Source organism: Streptomyces sp. NPDC104761, assembly GCF_055583445.1.
This window is the reverse complement of sequence record NZ_JBVJNZ010000015.1, coordinates 89,656-108,214: the sequence shown is the minus strand read 5'-3', so window position 1 is coordinate 108,214 and position 18,559 is coordinate 89,656. Positions and strand designations below refer to the sequence as shown.

Below are 18,559 nucleotides of genomic sequence, written 5' to 3'. Positions count from 1 at the left end.
CTCCTGCCCCTGTTGGGGGCGGCCCCCGGTGACGGGCTGCCAAACGCCAAAGAAGGAGGTCTGCCTCGACCTCGGCGGGGGGGGGAGGGGGGGGGGGGGGGGCCCCCCCCCCCCCCCCCGCCCCCCCGCCGCGAGGGCGTCCGACCCGTCCGGTGCGGCCGAACCGTCGTGCCCCCACCACCGGACCACTGTCACCAGGAGGACGGCCAGCAGGGCCGTCCTGGCGAGGCGGTAGGCGCGGGTCCGGTACCAGGGCCTGCGTCTGCGCCTACGCGGCGCCATGGGGCCGGCGGCGGATCAGCCGGACGTACACCACACCGCTGGCGGCGACCAGGGTGACGGCCGTGGCCGCGGCCACGGGCGAGAACGCGGCCGCCGTGTCGGCGATGCCGCCGCCGCCCGCGTGCACACCGCCCTGCGGGCCGTTGTGGTCACCGCCGCCCTGGCCCCAGGACGAGTCGTTTCGCTGGTTGTCCTGGATCTGCCCGTTCGGGCCGTCCTGGCCGCCCGGGTCGTTGGGGCCGTTCGGGCCGCCCTGGTCGCCCTGGCCGTTGGGACCGTTCGGGCCGTTCTGGCCGTTCTGGTCCTGCGGACCGTCCTGCCTGCCGTCGTGGCAGTTGACCCGGAAGACCTTCTCCTTCCGGGCGCCGTCCACGATCCACGCGAGCCTGTACTGCCCGTCCGCAAGCCCCAGCGGGTCGGTGTGACCCGCACCCCCGGCGAGCTGGATGGAGCCGGCGACCGTTGCGGCGGTGGGCAGGGGCGGCTGCGGCGTGATGGTGTAGCCGATCTGGGCGAGGATGTCGAAGTTGACCGCGTCGAGGTAGAACTTGCAGACCACCGGGTCGTCCTTCGAGACGCCGAAGGGCACGCCCACACGGTGGAGCCTGATGTCGCCGTTCTCCCCTTGGGCCACCGCGTTCGGCGCCGCCACCCACGACGCACCCGCCGCGGCGAGGGCGGAGAGGAGGACGGTGGCGCCCGCGCGGGAGCCGACGGTGCGTGGAAGTGTGAGCGTTGGCATGCAAGCTCCTCCGAGTTAGATGATTTTCATACAAATCGGCCTTTCGTCTGGACTGTCACTCATGCACTCCACGACCCGTGGCATCCACGTCCGACGCGCCGTCAGATATCGCTCGTGCGGCGCAACGCCTGACCCTTTCGCCGCGCCGACGGCACCCGACCGGCCCCCTCGCCCCCTCCCGCCGGCCCCGGCGAGCGCACCGCCACCCCTGCCGACACCAGCAACAACGCGCCCAGCATCACGAACGGCGCGGCCACCCCGGCCACTCCCGCCAGCAGCCCCGCCCCGGCCGGCGCGGCCACCTGGCCCAGCCGGTTGCCGGTCAGCCGCAGGGCGAGCGCCGTGGAGCGGGCGCCCTCGGGTGCGGCCTGGACCACCGTCGTCATCGACAGCGGCTGCCCGACCCCCAGGCAGAAACCGAGCACCGCCAGCACCAGGGCCAGCGCCCACACCGGCACCGGCACCGCGATCCCCGCACACAGCACCGCCGCCAGGAAGCAGGTCACCGTCAGCAGCACCGGCCGCCCGAGCAGCCGCAGCAACGGCGTGAGAACCAGCCGGCAGGCGATCGTCGCCCCCGCCCGCACACTGAGCAGCACACCGATCACGGCCGGGGAGATGCCCCGGTGCTCACCGACCACGGGAAGATACGCGGTCAGGATGTCGGTCGCGGACAGCACCGAGAGGCTGATCAGCATGCCTCCGGGAACCCCCCGGGCGCCCAGGATGCGGCCCACCGGAACCCGGTTCCCCTGCGCCGCACGGGACTTGACCGCCGTACGGTCCTCGATGCGCCACAGCGAGGTGAACGCGACCGCCGCCCCCGCGCCCGCCACCAGCAGCGCGAGCGCGCTCGTGGCCGCCATGTCCGGCCCGCCGATGACCGCACCGGCGGCGATCGGCCCGACCAGCTGGCCCAGCGACGCGCCGATGGTGAAGTGGCCGAAGTTACGGTCCTGTTCGTGCGCCGCCGACTGCCGGGCCACCAGCGACTGCGCGCCGATCACGAAGCAGAGGTGGCCGAGGCCCATCACCCCGCTCCACAGGGCCATCGCCCAGAGGGAGCCGGCGACTCCGCTGAGCGCGCAGCCGCCGGATATCAGGACGACGCCGACGGGCAGCAGGGGTGCGCAACGGCCGTGGTCGGTACGGCGGCCCAGCGGTACGGCGGCGAAGAGCGGGAGCAGGGCGTAGACACCCGCGAGCACGCCGACGGCCCGTTCGTCGGCGCCGAGGGCGAGGGCCCGGTAGGAGACGGCGGGGCGGGCCATCGAGACGGCGCCCTGCGCGAAGCCGAAGGCGATGACGAGGCGGAGCAGCCAGCGGCGGTTCCTGCCGGGCGCCATGGTGAAACCTCCCAGTGGTATGTCACATACTGCCCCGCAGTGCTGTGTGACATGGCACTGCGAGTGCCATGTCACATGGTCCCGAACAGGATCCCCGCCCCCAGCACCACCACCGACGTCAGGGCAGCCCACTTCACGACGAACCGCGTGTGGTCGCCGAACTCGACCTTGGCCATGCCGACCAGGACGTAGACGGCGGGCACCAGCGGGCTGGACATGTGCAGCGGCTGGCCGACGATCGAGGCGCGGGCGATCTCCACCGCGGAGACGCCGTGCGCCTGGCCGGCCTCGGCGAGCACCGGGAGGATGCCGAAGTAGAAGCCGTCGTTCGACATGAAGTACGTGAGCGGGATGCTCAGCACGCCGGTGACGAGGGCCATGTGCGGGCCCATGCCGTCGGGGATGTTGCCGACGAGCCAGTCGGCCATGTGGTCGACCATGCCGGTGCCCTGGAGGACGCCGGTGAAGACGGCGGCGGCGAAGACCATTCCGGAGACGTTGAGGACGTTCTCGGCGTGCGCGGCGATCCGGGCCCTCTGGGCGGGCATCTGGGGGTAGTTGACGGTCAGGGCCAGGGCCGCGCCGAGCAGGAACAGCACCGGGATCGGCAGCCACTCCATGATCATGGCGGTGAGCAGGGCGACCGTGAGCAGCGCGTTGAACCAGTACAGCCTGGGCCGCAGGGTCTCGCGGTGCGGGTCGAGGCCCTGGAAGCCGTCGTCCTCGGGCTCGCCGGGGAGGTCGGCGCCCGTGCCCGGGCCCTGACCCCCGCTCGCGGAAGGAGCCTTGCCCGCGCCCACGAGAACCGTCTCCGGCTCCTCCACCAGCACCTCGTCCAGCGTCAGCACGCCGAGCCGTTTGCGCTCGCGGCGGCCGAGGACGTAGGCGAGGGCGAGGACGAACAGCAGGCCCGTGGCCAGCGCGGGGATCATCGGCACGAAGATGTCGCTCGCGTCCAGCTTGAGCGCGGTGGCGGCGCGGGCGGTCGGACCGCCCCAGGGCAGGGTGTTCATCACACCGTTGGCCATCGCAGCGACACCGGTCATCACGACCATGCTCATCCTCAGGCGCTTGTACAGCGGGTACATCGCCGAGACGGTGATCATGAAGGTGGTGGAGCCGTCGCCGTCGAGCGAGACGATGGCGGCGAGTACGGCCGTGCCGACGACGATCCGCAGCGGGTCGGCCTTGCAGAACCTCAGGATTCCCCTGACGACCGGGTCGAAGAGGCCGACGTCGATCATCACGCCGAAGTAGACGATGGCGAACATGAGCATCGCCGCGGTGGGCGCGAGGCTGGTGACGCCGTCGATGACGTAGTCGCCGAGGTGGGCGCCCTTGCCGACGGCCACGCAGAACAGCGCGGGGATCAGCACGAGCGCCGCGATCGGCGACATCTTCTTCAGCATGATCAGGACCAGGAAGGTCGCGATCATGGCGAAGCCGAGGATGGTCAGCATGAGTGGATTACCTAACGTTCGCCCTTGAACTCCCACCAGGGCCGGCGGTGCGGACGACGTTAGGTCGCGTCAAACGTCGTTAACAAGACGTTGACGCGCGAGCAATAAGCGCGAAAGTCCAGGTCACGGGGTTGCGGTCACTTCGGCGGTGACGTCGGCGGTCCCTTCGGCGGTCACCTCGATGGGGATGCCGTTGAGGACGGCGTTGCCGGACAGCGGGTCGAGCAGGCTGCCGTCGAGGAGCTGGTTGACGTTGACGCCGGGGACGGTGGCGGCGTGGCTGAGGCGGGTGCCGGGGCGGTCGTGGCCCCAGCCGTGCGGGAGGCTGACGACTCCGGGGCGGACGCCGTCGGTGACCTCGGCGGGGGTGACCACCTCGCCGCCGGCGCCCTTGACGCGGACGTCGGCGCCGTCGCGCACACCGAGCCGTGCGGCGTCCTCGGGGTGGATGTGCAGGGTGCAGCGGTTGGTGCCGCCGGTGAGGGCGGGCACGTTGTGCATCCAGCTGTTGTTGGAGCGCAGGTGCCGGCGGCCGACGAGGACGAGCGCCGCGGGGCTGGTGTCGAGGGCCGTGCGCAGCCGGGGCAGGTCGTCGGCGAGGGGCCGGGGCAGCAGTTCGACCTTGCCGCTCCGGGTCTTCAGCGGTTGCGGGAGGCGGGGCTGGAGGGGGCCGAGGTCGATGCCGTGCGGGTGGGCGAGCAACTGCTCCAGGGTGAGGCCGTCGGGGCGGACGCCGAAGCCGTCGCCGTAGGGGCCGAGGCGCAGCATCAGGTCGAGCCGGCGTTCGGGGCCGGTGTCCCCGGTGAGCAGTGCGGCGAGTTCCTGCGGGTCCCGGCCGTGCACGGGCGAGTGGGGCTCCCTGACCGCCTTCCCGAGGGTCTGGCCGATGACCATGTCGTCCACGGCGGAGGGTTCGGCGCCGTGCATGCCGCCGGCCGCGAGGATCAGCCGGGCGTGGATCTCGGTCTCGGCCATCCGGCCGGGCTCCAGCGGGACGGCGGGACGCGTGTAGCGGACCTGGTTGCGGACGGCGAGGGTGTTGAAGGCGAAGTCGTGGTGCGGGCTCTGCGAGGGCGGCGGCGGGGGCAGGACGACGTCCGCGTGGCGGGCGGTCTCGTTGAGGTAGGGGTCGACACTGACCATGAAGTCGAGGGAGTCCAGGGCCTTGTCGAGGCGGTCGCCGTCCGGGGCGGAGAGCACCGGGTTGGTGGCGATGGCGATCAGGGCCCGGATCGGCTCGCCCTCCGCCGTCGCGGTGTCGATCTCCTCGGCGAGCGCGGAGAGCGGCAATTCGCCCTTGGCCTCGGGGTGTTGGCTGACCCGGGAGTGCCAGCGGCCGAGCGCGAAGCCGCGGCCGGGTCCGGCGGGCCGTGGGGTCCGGTCGGTGGCGGCCTGCGGGAAGAGCGCGCCGCCGGGCCGGTCGAGGTTGCCGGTGAGGGCGTTGAGGACGTCGACGAGCCAGCTGGCGAGGGTGCCGTGCGGGACGGTGCAGCTGCCGATCCGGCCGTATACGGCGGCGGTGGGGGCGGCGGCGAGTTCGCGGGCGAGGACGCGGATCGTGCCGGCGTCGACGTCGGTGGCGTGGGCGACCGCGTCGGGGGTGAAGTCGCCGATCGCGGCGCGGAGTTCGTCGAGTCCTTCGACGTGCGGGGCGAGGTGGCCGAGGTCCACCAGGTCCTCCTCGAAGAGGACCTGGGTCATCGCGGCGAGCAGCAGGGCGTCGGCGCCGGGCCGGATGGCGATGTGCCGGTCGGCGAGTTTGGCGGTGCGGGTGCGGCGCGGGTCTATGACGGTGAGGGTGCCGCCGCGGGCCCTGAGGGCCTTGAGTTTGCCGGGGAAGTCGGGGGCGGTGCACAGACTCCCGTTGGACTCCAGGGGGTTGGCGCCGATGAGGAGGAGGTGGTCGGTGTGGTCGAGGTCGGGCACCGGTATGGCGTTGGCGTCACCGAAGAGCAGCCCGCTGGAGACGTGCTTGGGCATCTGGTCGACCGTGGACGCGGTGAAGACGCTGCGGGTGCCGAGGGCGCCGACGAGGACCTGCGGGTAGAGGCCGCCGGCCACGGTGTGGACGTTGGGGTTGCCGAGGACGATCCCGACGGAGTCGGGGCCGTACCGCTCGACGACGCCCCGCACCCCGGCGGCGACCGCGTCGAAGGCCTCCGCCCAGGTGGCCTCGCGCAGTTCGCCGTCCCTGCGGACGAGGGGGGTGCGCAGCCGGTCGGGGTCGGCGTCGACGGCGCCGAAGGAGGCGCCCTTCGGGCAGATGAACCCGTTGCTGAAGACGTCGTCGCGGTCACCGCGGGCGCCGGTGACGCGGGTGCCCTCGATGGTGAGGGTCAGGCCGCAGGTGGCCTCGCACAGGGGGCAGATGCGGAGGGCGGTGCGGGGCATGGTTCCTCCCGGGGGCGGCGGTGCCTTGCGCGGTGAGCATACCGGTCGGTATGTGGGGAGGGGAGTCCTGTCGTCGTAGAAGTTCGGGCCGGTGGGGGCTGAGCGCGCAGTTCCTCCCCCAGCCTTCGGCCGGGGGACCGCCAGCGCCCCTTGCAGGGCGCTCCGCTCGGGGCGGTTTTCCGGGAACCGTCAGTCCAGAACCCGCGCCAGGTACGCCCGCAGCAGTTCCCGTGTCTCCGTGATGATCGACTCGTCGCCCTCCGGGGCCATCCGGAAGGACAGGTGGACCAGGGCGTCGGCCGTCTCGACCGCGACCAGGAAGGTGCGGCGCAGCGGCTCGTCGGGGGTGCGGCCGATGTACGCCGCCAGCAGTTCGGTCAGCCGGTCGGCCACCCGGTGGTTCGGCTCCGCGTCGCGGACGCCGACCGGGATCTGGTTGCCGAAGTCGACGAGGGAGAAGCCGGGGGCGGTGCGCTTCATGGCCAGGTACTCGTCGAGCACCGCGTCCATCGCCGTCCGCCAGTGCCCCTTCGGGGCGTCCTTCAGCCGCTCGGTGACGCGCTCGGAGTAGCGCTCCAGGTTGCGCTGGGCGAGGGCGTCGGCCATCTGCCGTTTGTTGCCGAAGAAGCGGTAGACCGAGCCGATGGGCACTCCGGCGCGCACCGCGACGGCCCGGGTGCTCAGTTCGTCGTAACCGACCTCGTCGAGGAGGTCGGCACAGGCGTCGAGGATCCGGGTCAGCCGTTCGGCGCTGCGGCGCTGTACGGGCGCTTTGCGAAGCGGTGTCGCTGGGGGCACGGGCTTCATGATGCCTTTCCGCCGGGATCAGGTGAACCTCGCCCCCCAGTACGCGGACGGATGGCCCATGCACTCATCGGGTGTCCGTACTGCTCGTGCCGGTGCCGGTGCCGGTGGCCGACGGCGTGGCGGGCACGGCTCCCGATGCCGACGGCGGGGCGGTCTCCGCGCCCGAGGCCGTGACGTCCGCGGTGCTCTCCACCGGTTTGCCGTGCACGGCCCAGACCGTGCCGTCGTCCGCGTAGAGCCGGGCGGTGATGTGGTGGGTGCCGTGCGGGACGAGCCCGGCGGGCAGGTGGTACGAGGGGGTGCGCAGCCGGGTCACCAGGCCGCCGTCCACGAAGAGGTAGGCGAGTCCGCGGCCGGCGACCGCCTTCGCCGCGGTGCCCGCCCGGGAGAACCGGAAGCGGTGCAGGTCGAGCCGTACGTCCCAGCCGCCGGACGCGTCCGGGGTGACCACCGTGCCCACCTCGGGCGCCTGCTTCCTGTCCAGCTCGCGGTAGTGGCGCCCTCTCTCGTCCGTGTCGTCGAGGATCTTGCCCACCGGGGCGGGGGACTCCGCCCCACGCCGCCCATGGGCGTTCCCGGTCCCGCACCCCGCCGCGGCGACGAGCAGCAGCACGCAGACCGCGAGCGCACCCGGCAGTCCACGCGTCCACGACATGCCCGGGAGCGTAGAACAGCGCGCCGCGGACCGGGATCCCCCTGAAGTCGGGTTCTCGCCCTACACCGCAGGATGATCCCCGCCCTCTTGCACGCACCCCCACGCAATCCTACGGTGATGCATAGGAATCGATGGCACGCAGGTTCAGGGAGCGATCATGGGCGATGGGGGCACCTCCCGCGCGAGCGCGTTCGAGCGGGAGCGCGGGGAAGCGCAGAAGACCGCCGAGGGGCTGGCGTACCTCTCCGGGTTCGGCAACGAGCACTCCTCGGAGGCGGTGCCGGGTGCCCTGCCCGAGGGCCGCAACTCCCCACAGCGCGCGCCTCTCGGCCTGTACGCGGAGCAGCTCAGCGGTACGGCCTTCACCGAGCCGCGGGCCCACAACCGCCGCTCATGGCTGTACCGGATCCGGCCCTCGGCCGCCCACCCGGCGTTCACCCGGGCCGCCGGCAACGGCGGGCTGCGCACCGCCCCCTTCACGGACGTCGCCCCGGACCCGAACCGGCTGCGCTGGGACCCCCTCCCGCAGCCCGCGCCGGGCACGGACTTCCTCGACGGCCTGTGGACCCTGGGCGGCAACGGCGACGCGACCCAGCGCACCGGCATGGCCGTGCACCTCTACCACGCCGACGCCTCCATGGAGCGGGTCTTCTCCGACGCGGACGGCGAGCTGCTGATCGTCCCGGAGCGCGGCGGACTGCTGCTGCACACGGAGTTCGGCCTGCTGCATGTGGAGCCGGGACATGTGGCGCTGATCCCCCGGGGGGTCCGCTTCCGTGTGGAGCTGCTGGATGCCACCGCCCGGGGTTATGTGTGCGAGAACTACGGCTCGCCGTTCCGCCTCCCCGACCTCGGCCCGATCGGCGCCAACGGCCTCGCAAACGCCCGGGATTTCCGGGTCCCCGTCGCCGCCTACGAGGACGTCGAGGGCCCGGTGGAGGTGGTCAACAAGTTCTGCGGCAACCTGTGGACCGCCACATATGACCACTCCCCACTGGACGTGGTCGCCTGGCACGGCACACATGTGCCGTACGCCTATGATCTGCGCCGTTTCAATGTGATCGGCAGCATCTCCTACGACCACCCCGACCCGTCGATCTTCACGGTGCTGACGTCGCCGTCCGACACCCCGGGCCTCGCGGGTGTCGACTTCGTGGTCTTCGCGCCGCGCTGGCTGGTGGGCGAGAACACCTTCCGGCCGCCGTACTTCCACCGGAACGTGATGAGCGAGTACATGGGGCTGATCGAGGGCGCGTACGACGCGAAGACGGCCGGGAAGGGCGGCTTCGTGCCGGGCGGCGGGTCGCTGCACAACATGATGTCGGCGCACGGCCCGGACCGGGAGACGTTCGACCGGGCGAGCGCGGCCGAGCTGAAGCCCCAGAAGGTGGACGACGGCCTGGCGTTCATGTTCGAGACCCGCTGGCCGGTGACGCTCACCCCGCAGGCGGCGACCGCCCAACATCTCCAGCAGCGCTACGACGACGTGTGGCACGGCCTGCAACGGCACTTCCGCCCCTTGCACTGAAGATCCCCCACCGGTACGGATGGCCCGTGACCTCCTTCGCCCCGGACTCGATCGTCCTCAACCGCAAGCTGCCGCTGTGGTATCAGGTGTCGCAGTCGCTGCGCGCCTCGATACTCGGCCGCTCGCCCCGGGACCCGCTCCGGCTGCCCACCGAGGAGCAGCTCGCGGAGCACTACGGTGTGAGCGTGCTGACCATGCGGCAGGCGCTGAAGGAGCTGGAGGACGAGGGCCTGATCAGCCGGCACCGGCGCCGGGGCACCTTCATCGAGCCGGACGCCCGGCGCGGCACACCGGTACGGCTGCTCGGTTCGGTGGACGCGATCGTGGCCCAGCAGTCCGGGATGACGGCGGAGCTGCTGGACCACGGCACGGTGCCCGTCACCGGCGAACTCACCGAGTACTTCCCGGACCTCACCGAGGTGGCGGCCTACCACCGGCTCCGCAGCGACGAGCAGACCGGCGAGCCCACCAACCACGCCCGCAACCACGTGCGGCCCGAACTGGCCGAGCGCATCGACCCGGAGGACCTGGTCCGGCAGCCGATGACCAAGGTGCTCCGGGACGTCGTCGGTGCCGACATCAGCCGGATCACGGACACGGTGGCGGCCCGGCTGGCCGACCCGGAGACCGCCCGGCTGCTCCGGGTCCCGCTCCTCAGCCCGATCCTGCACTACACGGGCGTCACCTACGACACCTCCGGCCGGGTCCTGGACCTGGCGGTCATCCACTACCGCGGCGACCGTTTCTCCTTCACGGTCACGCTCGACGCCACCTGAAGTCGTCGTACGATGCCGGGCGTGACGCACGACGACGCTCCGCTGCTTGCGGACCTCATGCCGTGGTCCGTCGCACCACTACGGCTCGGCCGGGGGTGGCCGACGGCCCCCGACCCGGCGACCCTGAAGGCCCGCTGGGACGCCCTGCTCAAGGCGGAGGGCCCCGACCGCGAGACCCTGTTCGAGCCGACGCGCGCCCGCACGCTCCACTCCGCGGTCGCCCAGCTCCCCGGCCAGCCCAGCGGCACCGAACCGCTCGCCGACGCGTCGGGCCCCTGCCCGGCCCCGGTCCGCGTCCTGGCCGCCCCGTTCGACGAACAGTGGCTGATCCCGGACCACCGCCTGATCGACGCGGCCCGCCCCGAGGTGTGGCGGGTGGCGGACGACCGGCAGGTCTTCGCCGTCGAGTCACCGGAGGGCATGCCCCTGCTGGCGACCTCCCACCTCCCCGCCCTGCGCGCGGGCCGCATCCGCCCGCTGTACCGCCGGCCGGGCGGCGCGGAGCCGAACCTGGCGCCGGGACTGCCGGCCTACCTGGCCGACCGGCTGGGCCGCGAAGTCACCCCGCAGGACGTCCTCGCCTGGACCCTGACCGCGATCCGCCCGGACCGCACCGTCCCCCTCACCGGCGACCCCGGCCTCTGGGCGCAGGGCGTGGACCTCGGCCGCCGGGCCCTGTGGCTGCTGCGCCGCGACGGCGACCGCCCCAAACTCCCGGGCGGCCGCCGCCCGTACGTCCGGGCCCCGCTTCCCGCCCGCCCCCGCACGATCCACTACGACGCGGAGGAGGAAGCCCTCCACTTCGACGAGGGCCGCGTCTCCCCCGTGCCCCCGCAGGCGTGGGACTTCAGGACGGGCGAGGCACGGGTCCTGGAGGCGTGGTTCGCGGCACGGACGAGCCAGACGGCCGAACCTGGCACCCTGGCGGCGATCACCCCGCCGGCCTGGCCCCAGTCATGGACATCGGAACTCCTGGAACTGATCACGGTCCTGACCTTGCTGGCGGACGTACGCGCGCAGCAGACCGAGCTGGAGATCAAGTCACCGATCACAGCGGCCGACCTGACGACGGCGGGCGTACTCCCGCCTCCGAAGGCGTCCCGCACGCCGGCGTCCATCCTGGAACACACCGAAGAAGGCCCAGCGGGCCAACTGACGCTGCTCTGACCGACCCTGCACCCTACGACGGCGCGAACCCTTCCAGGACCCTCTCCAACGCCCGCCGGAAAACCCCCTCCAGATCAATCGGCCCGGCATCCTCCGCGAACGCCGCCGCCATCCTCGGATACGCCCCCGAGGCGATCTGCCCGCCGAGATAGGCGAGGCGCACCGCGTTCTCGCGCTCCTCGGACCACGGCAGGTTCCGCACGCGTTCGGCCGTGTCGATCTCGTTCCGCACATAGGTCGTGACCACACCGTTCACCATGGCGATCAGCTCGAACTTGGTGCCGTAGGACACCTCCAGCGGATCCAGGCAGGCCAGACAGTGCTCCAGATACCGCAGGGCGTGGGGGCTGAACCCGTAGACCGGTGACATCAGGCGAGGCAGCCACGGGTGCCGGTGCATCAGCTCCCGCGTCTGTTCGGCGACCCGCATCATGTCGGCCCGCCAGTCCCCCGTCGGCTCCCACAACTCGTGTTCCGAGCTGATCGCGTCAACCATCAGCTCGTACAGGTCCTCCTTGCGGGGGACGTAGTTGTACAGGGACATGGTCCCGCACCCCACCCCGGCCGCCACATGCCGCATCGACACGGCGTCCAGCCCCTCCGCGTCGGCGATGCGCACCGCGACGGCGGCGATGTCGGCGCGGGTGAACGCCGGCTTCGGCCCTCGCCCGGCGCGCTCCGGGCGGGCCCAGATCACCTCGGGTTCGGCCCCTCGGACTGTCATCGATCATCACCTCGCCCACCATGCTAGTTACGTACGCCGTACGTAGTGCGCTATGGTCGTCCCATGACTACTACGTACGCTGTACTTAGTGAAGGTCTGGAGAAGCGCTTCGGCGCGGTGTCCGCGCTGCACGGTCTCGATCTGGCCGTCCGGCAGGGCACGGTCTGCGGACTGCTCGGGCCGAACGGGGCAGGCAAGACGACGGTCGTGCGGCTGCTGGCCACCCTCCTGCGGCCCGACGCGGGCTCCGCCCGCATCGCGGGGCACGACGTGGTCCGGGACCCGGCGGCCGTGCGCCGCAGCATCGGCGTCACCGGCCAGTACGCCTCGGTCGACGGCGATCTCACCGGCCGCGAGAACCTGCGCCTGTTCGCCCGGCTGCTCCGGGTGCGCAGGCCGGACGACCGGGCGGCCGAGCTCCTTGCCCGCTTCGACCTCAACGAGGCCGCCGACCGCAAGGCGGCCACCTATTCCGGCGGTATGCGCCGCCGCCTCGACCTCGCCGCGAGCCTGGTCCGCCGGCCGGCCGTGCTCTTCCTCGACGAGCCCACCACCGGCCTCGACCCGGCCGGCCGGAACGGCATCTGGGAAGCGGTGCGCGAGCTGACGGCGCAGGGCACGACGGTGCTGCTCACCACGCAGTACCTGGAGGAGGCCGACCAACTCGCCGACGACATCGCGCTGATCGACCGGGGCCGGGTGGCCAGGACCGGATCCCCCGCCGAGTTGAAGGCGCTCATCGGCTGGTACGCGCAGGCAGTGGTGGCCGACCGGGACGCGCTGCCGAAGGCGGCCGCGGTTCTCGACCGGCTCACCGGCAGGGAGCCGCAGTTCGACCACGACCGGCACACCGTCGGCGCCCTCACCACGGACCCGACCCTCACCCTCCCCCGCCTGGTGCGCGAACTCGACGCGGCGGGTGTCCCGCTGCTCGACGCGAGCCTCAGACCCCCGACCCTCGACGACGTTTTCCTCCGACTGACGGGAAGTCCCGCATGAGTGCGCTCGTGTACGACGGTGCCGCGATGACGGGCCGGCAGCTGCGCCGGGTCCGCAACAGCCCCGGCCTCGCGATCCTCACCCAGCTGATGCCGGTCAACATGCTGCTGTTCTTCGGCTACGTCTTCGGCAGCGCACTGGCGATGCCGGGTGCCGAATACCGCTCCTTCCTGGTCCCGGGGCTGCTGGTCGCGACCGCGGCGGGCGGTGTCATGACCGGCATGTTCCAGGCAGCCCAGGACACCCACCGAGGGGTGATGGACCGCTTCAGGGCCATGCCGGTGAGCCGGGCCGCCGTACCGCTGGGGCAGGCGCTGGCCGACCTCGTCGTCACCACGGCGGGTACCGTGCCGCTGCTCCTGGTGGGGTTCGCCGTGGGCTGGCGCGTGGAGGGATCGGCCGCCGCGGCGGCCGGCGCGCTGGGCCTCCTGCTCCTGTTCCGCTTCGCCTGCACGGCCGTAGGCATCTACCTCGGTCTGCTCACCCGCAGCGAGGAGGCGGCCGGCCAGCTCGGCGCGTCCACGTTCGTCCTGCCGCTGCTGTCCAACGCCTACATCCCCACCGGCAACCTCCCGGGCTGGCTGCGCACGCTCGCCGAGTGGAACCCGATCAGCGCGGTGACGACCGCCCTGCGCGACCTCTTCGGCAACGCTCCGGTACCCGACGGCGCGGCCTTGCCGGTGGCGCACCCCGTCGCGGGGTCGCTCGCCTGGAGCCTGGTCCTCGCCGGCGTCTTCCTGCCGCTCGCCGTCCGCCGGTACCGGCGCTGCTGACAAACCCGCCGGTCACCGGACATGATCCAGCGCATGGACCGTCTCCCGCTGCCCCTCGAGGGCATCACCGTCGTCGCCGTCGAACAGGCCGTCGCCGCGCCCTTCGCCACCCGGCAGCTCGCCGATCTCGGCGCCCGGGTCATCAAGGTCGAGCGCACGGACGGCGGGGACTTCGCCCGCGGCTACGACACCGCCGCCCGCGGTCTCGCCTCGCACTTCGTGTGGTGCAACCGGGGCAAGGAGTCCATCGCGCTGGATCTGAAGGACCCGCGCGGCCTGGACGTCGTCAGGCGACTCGTCGCGGACGCGGACGTCTTCGTGCAGAACCTGGCCCACGGTGCCGCGTCCCGGCTCGGGCTCGACGCGGCCACGCTGTGCGCGGCGCACCCCCGGCTGGTCGCCGTGGACATCTCCGGGTACGGGGCGTGGGGACCGTACGCCGACAAGCGCGCCTACGACATGCTCGTGCAGTGCGAGGCGGGGCTGGTGTCGGTCACCGGGACGCCGGAGCAGCCCGTGAAGGCGGGGATCCCGGCGGCGGACATCGCGGCGGCCATGTACGCCTTCTCCGGCGTCCTCGCGGCGCTGGTGCGGCGCGGGACCACCGGGCGGGGCGGGCCGGTGGAGGTGTCGATGCTGGAGGCGCTGGCCGAGTGGCTGGGGCATCCGCTGCACCACACCATGCACGGCGGGACGCCACCCGAGCGCACCGGTCTGGCGCATGCGGTCATCGCGCCCTACGACGCCTACCCGACCGCGGACGGCGGGCGGGTGCTGCTGTCGGTGCAGAACGACCGGGAGTGGCGGCGGCTTGCCGAACAGGTGATCGGGCGGCCGGAGTTGGGAGCGGATCCGGCGTTCGCCACGAACGCGGCGCGGGTGGCGAACCGGGCGCGGACCGACGACCTGGTCGGGACGGCCCTGAAGGCACTCGACGCCGACGAGGCGCTGGTGCGGCTGGAGGCCGCGGGCATCGCGTGCGCGCGGCTGCGGGACCTGCCCGAGCTGGCCGGGCATCCACAGCTGGCGGCCCGGGACCGGTGGCGGGAAGTGGGCTCGCCGGTCGGGCCGCTGCGCGCTCTGCTGCCCCCCATCACGCTGCCGGGCGGGGACGAGGCGCGGATGGGGGATGTGCCCGCGCTCGGCCAGCACACCGAGGCGCTGCTGCGTGCCGTGGGGATGACGGACGCGGAGATCGCAGCGTTGCGCCGGGACGGTGTGGCGGCCTGGGCGCGGGCCTGACGGTCAGGCGGTCAGTGCTTGTTGCCGCCGAACAGCGAACGGCGCAGCCGGCGCAGTGGCGCGAAGAGGGAGACACGGCTGACCCGCGCACCCCGGTCGCTGCGCCGCGCGGGTTCACGTGCGGTCAGCTCACGCATCAGCGACGTCGCCTCGACCGCCTGCTGCTGCGGTATGGCGGGACCCGCCAGCACCGACAGATGGCGGTCGAGACGCGAACTGGTCGCACCGCTCCCGCAGGTGATCGCAGGAACCCTCGCCCTGCTGCGTGTTATCTGATCCATGTCACTCCCCACCCGTACGAGTCCACCCGGCCCGGGCAGGGTAACCCTATCGCCCCGATGGGGCACCCGTGTATCGCGGTCACAGGATTCACCTTCCCCGCAAGGGTGTTGACGACCCCTCTTGAACTTCTCTTTGACTACTCTCCGAATCCAACCGATTTCAGGGCGAGTTGGACAACCGGCTGGCTGGTGGGCTGCGCTGAGCCGCCGGCCGGCTCCACGGTCACGGCGAGTGACGTCGCCGAACTGCTCAGACCCGTGGCGACCAGGGGCGTGTCGGCCTCGAAGAGCCCGAGGGAGCGCGGTTGCACACGGGGGCGCATGAGCCAGAGCTGGTGTACACGGCCGTTGGAGGGCGTGCCGTATCCGCTGAGCGTGACGACGGCCTGCCCCTCCGATACGGAGGCCACCGCTCCGATACTTCGCCCCTGGGCGTCCTTGTAGCTGGTCGCGCGGGCGTCGGCCGCGGCCAGAACGTGGGCGATCTCACGTGACTGGGCCCGCTCGGCGTCGAGCCGGTTCTGCGTCCGGTCGGCCTGCACCGCGAACAGCGAGGCGACGACCAGCGCGGCGGCCGCGGTGGCGGTGGCGAACGGCACGAACAGGGGGCGCGGACGGCGGCGCGGCGGCGGGGGCTGTGCGCCCCAGACGTGCGGCGGCAGATTGGGCACGCGCTCCCGGCCGGGGGCCGGCTCCTGCGGGGTGGCGCGGACGGCGGCCAGCACCCGGTCGCGCAGCGCGAGCGGCGGCGGGGCCGCGGCCGAGAACGCGAGCCGTACCGCGTCCTCGGTCAGCTCCCGGACCTCGTCGGCGCACCGGACGCAGTCCTTCAGGTGCTTCTCGAAGCGGCGCCGCTCGCCGGGCTCCAGGGCGTCCAGGGCGTAGGGTGCGGCCAGCGAGTGCAGGTCCTCGCGGTGCAGCAGGCGGCCGACCAGGCTCACGCCACACCTCCCAGGCAGTCGCGCAGCCGGGTGAGTCCGTCGCGCATCCGTGTCTTGACCGTACCCAGCGGCAGCTTGAGCCGCTCGGCCACCTCACGGTACGTGTAGCCGTCGTAGTAGGCGAGGGTGACGGACTGGCGCTGCAGGGCGGTGAGCCGGTCCAGGCAGCGGCGCACCCACTCGCGTTCCAGGCCGGCCTCCACCATCTCGGCGACCTGGTCGAAGGCGGGTTCGCCGGCCCGCAGCGCCTCGCGCTGCTCGCGTTCGCCGGCCGCGCGGGCGCTGCGCACCCGGTCCACGGCGCGGCGGTGGGCGAGGGTGAGGACCCAGGACAGGGCGCTGCCCCGGCCGGGGTCGAACTTCGCGGCGGAGCGCCAGAGTTCGAGGAGCACCTCCTGGGCCACCTCCTCGGACTGGGCGGGATCGCGGACCACGCGGCGCACGAGACCGAACACCGGCCCGGACACCAGTCCGTAGAGGTCCTCGAACGCCTTCTGGTCGCCACCGGCAACGAGCACCAGCAGTTCGTCCGCCTCCACCCCGTCCCTCCTTCTGTGGCCGCACCCGGCCCGTCCTCCCACACCAGGCATTCGCAACTGACGCACCTCCGGCAGAAGTACGTATGCGGGAGGCAAAAACGCGGGTCGAGCAGGAAGAAAAGATTTTTTTCTTCCGACCAATCCAAACGGCCCTCCGGCTCCGTATACCCGTCCGTCAAGCAAGTTGGGACCGAGGGACGGACGGCATGACACCTCTAAACTCCAGGAGCGGCGCGGGGCGCAAGGGCCTTGTCACGCTCATCTGTGGGGCACTGGCAACCGGCGGGATCACAGCCGCCAGCGTCGCCGCGCTGGAACCGGGGGCGGCCTCCGCCTCCTCCCACCGGGAGGCCCCGCTCATCTCGGGCACCCCGCAGTACGACAACACCGACCTGTACGCGTTCGTGAGCCCGGACAAGCCCGACACCACCACGATCGTGTCGGACTACATCCCCTTCGAGGAGCCGGCCGGCGGCCCGAACTTCTACCAGTTCGCCGACGACGCCCAGTACGACATCCACGTCGACAACAACGGTGACGCACTGGACGACCTGATCTTCCGCTACACCTTCAAGACGCAGATCAAGAACAAGAAGACGTTCCTCTACAACACGGGTGTGGTCGACAACCTGGCCGACCCCGACCTGAACGTCACGCAGTCGTACAACCTCGATCTGATCAAGTTGAAGAACGGCAGGCAGCAGCACGCGACGAGGCTCGCCAGCGACGTCCCGGCCGCTCCGTCGGACGTCGGCAAGGCGTCGATGCCGGACTACGCGAAGCTGCGCTCCCAGGCCATCTACAAGACGGTGGGCGGCGGCGCGACCTTCGCCGGCCAGGCCGACGACCCGTTCTTCGCCGACCTGCGGGTCTTCGACCTGCTGTACGGCGGCAACCTGAGCGAGGTCGGCAACGACACCCTCAAGGGCTACAACGTCAACACGATCGCCCTCCAGGTGCCGAACTCCCTGATCCGGCAGTCGGCTTCGCGCCCGACCGTCGGCATCTACGCGACGACGCAGCGCAGGAACGCGCAGGGCTACTACTCGCAGGTCTCGCGCCTGGGCAACCCGTTGGTCAACGAGGTCGTCAACCCGCAGAAGGACAAGGACAAGTTCAACGCGTCCCAGCCCAAGGACGACGCGCAGTTCCTGAAGAACGTCACCAACCCGGAACTGCCGAAGCTGATCCAGGCGATCTACAACATCAAGGCGCCGTCCGAGCCCCGCAACGACCTCGTCAGCGTGTTCCTCACGGGCGTCAAGGGCCTCAACACACTGCAGCCGCAGGCGAGGCCGTCGGAGATGCTCCGCCTGAACACGTCCATCAAGCCGACGGCCAAGCCCAAGCGGCTCGGTGTGCTGGACGGTGACAACCAGGGCTTCCCGAACGGGCGCCGGCTCACCGACGACGTGATCGACGAGGCGCTCCAGGTGATGGAGGGCGAGCTGGTCGGTTCGAAGAACGACCTGGGCGACGCGGTCGACAAGAACGACAAGAGCTTCGAGAAGTACTTCCCGTACGTGGCCGAGCCGACGGCGGGCTCGCGCGGCAAGATCGCCAAGGCGGCGGCCGGCAGCAGCACGAAGAGTGCGCTGGGCGACGCGCTGACCGGTTCCGGTGACGACAACATGACGCTGATCGCGGGGTCGGCGGCCGCGGGTGCGGCGGGCGTGCTGCTGATCGGTGCCGGGTTCGGCTGGTGGCGGCGGCGGATGCGGCGGCCGTACTGAGCGCTGCCGCGTTCAGCGCCGTAGTGCATCAGGCAGTGGGCGACTGCGGGCCGGCCGGTGGCTGGTCGCGCAGTTCCTCCCCCAGCCTTCGGCCGGGGGTACCCCCAGCGCCCTTCGGGGCGCTTCAAGACTGGCGCGGCCCGCACCCACCCAATCCCCCACGGCGCGGGCCG

17 protein-coding genes are annotated in these 18,559 nt (G+C 72.0%); 7 read left to right on the top strand and 10 right to left on the bottom strand.

Annotation, left to right across the window (positions count from 1 at the left end; translation table 11 throughout):
- Window positions 1-268: 268 nt before the first annotated feature.
- The 6 genes from ACZ63F_RS33795 to ACZ63F_RS33770 form a co-directional block, all read right to left on the bottom strand.
- A complete protein-coding gene (locus ACZ63F_RS33795) occupies window positions 269-1,024 on the bottom strand; it encodes a hypothetical protein (protein WP_469716985.1) in 756 nt (251 codons plus the stop codon).
- A gap of 101 nt (window positions 1,025-1,125) precedes the next feature.
- A complete protein-coding gene (locus tag ACZ63F_RS33790) occupies window positions 1,126-2,370 on the bottom strand; it encodes an MFS transporter (protein WP_469716983.1) in 1,245 nt (414 codons plus the stop codon).
- 71 nt (window positions 2,371-2,441) lie between these two features.
- On the bottom strand, window positions 2,442-3,830 hold the full coding sequence (locus ACZ63F_RS33785) for a CitMHS family transporter (protein ID WP_469716981.1): 1,389 nt from the start codon (window positions 3,828-3,830) through the stop codon (window positions 2,442-2,444).
- A gap of 123 nt (window positions 3,831-3,953) precedes the next feature.
- Window positions 3,954-6,221 carry a molybdopterin oxidoreductase family protein gene (locus ACZ63F_RS33780; RefSeq protein ID WP_469716979.1) on the bottom strand — a complete coding sequence of 756 codons (2,268 nt, stop codon included), beginning with the start codon at window positions 6,219-6,221 and terminating at the stop codon, window positions 3,954-3,956.
- 189 nt (window positions 6,222-6,410) lie between these two features.
- Window positions 6,411-7,028 carry a TetR/AcrR family transcriptional regulator gene (locus tag ACZ63F_RS33775; protein WP_469716977.1) on the bottom strand — a complete coding sequence of 206 codons (618 nt, stop codon included), beginning with the start codon at window positions 7,026-7,028 and terminating at the stop codon, window positions 6,411-6,413.
- A 64-nt stretch (window positions 7,029-7,092) separates the two neighbouring features.
- Window positions 7,093-7,683, bottom strand: coding sequence for a hypothetical protein (locus ACZ63F_RS33770; protein ID WP_469716975.1), 591 nt, complete (start codon window positions 7,681-7,683; stop codon window positions 7,093-7,095).
- 157 nt (window positions 7,684-7,840) lie between these two features.
- Here ACZ63F_RS33770 and hmgA point away from each other — a divergent pair, with 157 nt between their 5' ends.
- The 3 genes from hmgA to ACZ63F_RS33755 are packed head-to-tail and all read left to right on the top strand — an operon-like array spanning window position 7,841 to window position 11,154.
- Complete coding sequence (gene hmgA / locus ACZ63F_RS33765; RefSeq protein WP_469716973.1) at window positions 7,841-9,211, top strand: homogentisate 1,2-dioxygenase; 1,371 nt, start codon at window positions 7,841-7,843, stop codon at window positions 9,209-9,211.
- A 26-nt stretch (window positions 9,212-9,237) separates the two neighbouring features.
- On the top strand, window positions 9,238-9,987 hold the full coding sequence (locus tag ACZ63F_RS33760; protein ID WP_469716971.1) for a GntR family transcriptional regulator: 750 nt from the start codon (window positions 9,238-9,240) through the stop codon (window positions 9,985-9,987).
- 12 nt (window positions 9,988-9,999) lie between these two features.
- Window positions 10,000-11,154, top strand: coding sequence for a type ISP restriction/modification enzyme (locus ACZ63F_RS33755; RefSeq protein ID WP_469716969.1), 1,155 nt, complete (start codon window positions 10,000-10,002; stop codon window positions 11,152-11,154).
- 13 nt (window positions 11,155-11,167) lie between these two features.
- On the opposite strand, the gene ACZ63F_RS33750 is transcribed toward ACZ63F_RS33755, so the two are convergent.
- Window positions 11,168-11,878: a TetR/AcrR family transcriptional regulator gene (locus tag ACZ63F_RS33750; RefSeq protein ID WP_469716967.1), complete on the bottom strand. Its 711-nt coding sequence runs from the start codon at window positions 11,876-11,878 to the stop codon at window positions 11,168-11,170.
- Between the two features lie 63 nt (window positions 11,879-11,941).
- Between ACZ63F_RS33750 and ACZ63F_RS33745 the strand changes: the two genes are divergently transcribed.
- Genes ACZ63F_RS33745 through ACZ63F_RS33735 form a run of 3 tightly spaced genes read left to right on the top strand, consistent with a single transcriptional unit; the run spans window position 11,942 to window position 14,892 of the window.
- On the top strand, window positions 11,942-12,877 hold the full coding sequence (locus tag ACZ63F_RS33745) for an ATP-binding cassette domain-containing protein (protein WP_469716966.1): 936 nt from the start codon (window positions 11,942-11,944) through the stop codon (window positions 12,875-12,877).
- Window positions 12,874-13,650, top strand: coding sequence for an ABC transporter permease (locus ACZ63F_RS33740; RefSeq protein WP_469716963.1), 777 nt, complete (start codon window positions 12,874-12,876; stop codon window positions 13,648-13,650). The genes ACZ63F_RS33745 and ACZ63F_RS33740 overlap by 4 nt, the downstream gene beginning before the upstream one ends.
- 33 nt (window positions 13,651-13,683) lie before the next feature.
- The gene (locus ACZ63F_RS33735) at window positions 13,684-14,892 is read left to right on the top strand and encodes a CaiB/BaiF CoA transferase family protein (RefSeq protein WP_469716961.1); all 1,209 of its coding nucleotides are present in this window, start codon (window positions 13,684-13,686) and stop codon (window positions 14,890-14,892) included.
- Window positions 14,893-14,903: 11 nt separating this feature from the next.
- Here the strand turns inward: ACZ63F_RS33735 and ACZ63F_RS33730 are convergent, their stop codons facing one another.
- The 3 genes from ACZ63F_RS33730 to ACZ63F_RS33720 form a co-directional block, all read right to left on the bottom strand.
- A complete protein-coding gene (locus ACZ63F_RS33730; RefSeq protein ID WP_093504935.1) occupies window positions 14,904-15,173 on the bottom strand; it encodes a hypothetical protein in 270 nt (89 codons plus the stop codon).
- Between the two features lie 137 nt (window positions 15,174-15,310).
- A complete protein-coding gene (locus tag ACZ63F_RS33725; RefSeq protein WP_469716959.1) occupies window positions 15,311-16,114 on the bottom strand; it encodes an anti-sigma factor in 804 nt (267 codons plus the stop codon).
- Window positions 16,111-16,653: a sigma-70 family RNA polymerase sigma factor gene (locus tag ACZ63F_RS33720; protein WP_469716957.1), complete on the bottom strand. Its 543-nt coding sequence runs from the start codon at window positions 16,651-16,653 to the stop codon at window positions 16,111-16,113. Before ACZ63F_RS33720 ends, ACZ63F_RS33725 begins: the two co-directional genes overlap by 4 nt.
- Before the next feature lie 206 nt (window positions 16,654-16,859).
- On the opposite strand from ACZ63F_RS33720, the gene ACZ63F_RS33715 reads away from it, so the two are divergent.
- Window positions 16,860-18,386 (top strand): DUF4331 domain-containing protein, encoded by a 1,527-nt coding sequence (locus ACZ63F_RS33715; RefSeq protein ID WP_469716955.1) that lies wholly within the window; start codon window positions 16,860-16,862, stop codon window positions 18,384-18,386.
- The last annotated feature ends 173 nt before the right edge of the window (window positions 18,387-18,559 follow it).

What these genes read in the sequence shown, in the direction of transcription:
- ACZ63F_RS33795 (WP_469716985.1), bottom strand. Translation starts at nt 1,024, where the DNA reads ATGCCAACGCTCACACTTCCACGCACCGTCGGCTCCCGCGCGGGCGCC.
- ACZ63F_RS33790 (WP_469716983.1), bottom strand. Translation starts at nt 2,370, where the DNA reads ATGGCGCCCGGCAGGAACCGCCGCTGGCTGCTCCGCCTCGTCATCGCC.
- ACZ63F_RS33785 (WP_469716981.1), bottom strand. Translation starts at nt 3,830, where the DNA reads ATGCTGACCATCCTCGGCTTCGCCATGATCGCGACCTTCCTGGTCCTG.
- ACZ63F_RS33780 (WP_469716979.1), bottom strand. Translation starts at nt 6,221, where the DNA reads ATGCCCCGCACCGCCCTCCGCATCTGCCCCCTGTGCGAGGCCACCTGC.
- ACZ63F_RS33775 (WP_469716977.1), bottom strand. Translation starts at nt 7,028, where the DNA reads ATGAAGCCCGTGCCCCCAGCGACACCGCTTCGCAAAGCGCCCGTACAG.
- ACZ63F_RS33770 (WP_469716975.1), bottom strand. Translation starts at nt 7,683, where the DNA reads ATGTCGTGGACGCGTGGACTGCCGGGTGCGCTCGCGGTCTGCGTGCTG.
- hmgA (WP_469716973.1), top strand. Translation starts at nt 7,841, where the DNA reads ATGGGCGATGGGGGCACCTCCCGCGCGAGCGCGTTCGAGCGGGAGCGC.
- ACZ63F_RS33755 (WP_469716969.1), top strand. Translation starts at nt 10,000, where the DNA reads ATGCCGGGCGTGACGCACGACGACGCTCCGCTGCTTGCGGACCTCATG.
- ACZ63F_RS33750 (WP_469716967.1), bottom strand. Translation starts at nt 11,878, where the DNA reads ATGACAGTCCGAGGGGCCGAACCCGAGGTGATCTGGGCCCGCCCGGAG.
- ACZ63F_RS33745 (WP_469716966.1), top strand. Translation starts at nt 11,942, where the DNA reads ATGACTACTACGTACGCTGTACTTAGTGAAGGTCTGGAGAAGCGCTTC.
- ACZ63F_RS33740 (WP_469716963.1), top strand. Translation starts at nt 12,874, where the DNA reads ATGAGTGCGCTCGTGTACGACGGTGCCGCGATGACGGGCCGGCAGCTG.
- ACZ63F_RS33735 (WP_469716961.1), top strand. Translation starts at nt 13,684, where the DNA reads ATGGACCGTCTCCCGCTGCCCCTCGAGGGCATCACCGTCGTCGCCGTC.
- ACZ63F_RS33730 (WP_093504935.1), bottom strand. Translation starts at nt 15,173, where the DNA reads ATGGATCAGATAACACGCAGCAGGGCGAGGGTTCCTGCGATCACCTGC.
- ACZ63F_RS33715 (WP_469716955.1), top strand. Translation starts at nt 16,860, where the DNA reads ATGACACCTCTAAACTCCAGGAGCGGCGCGGGGCGCAAGGGCCTTGTC.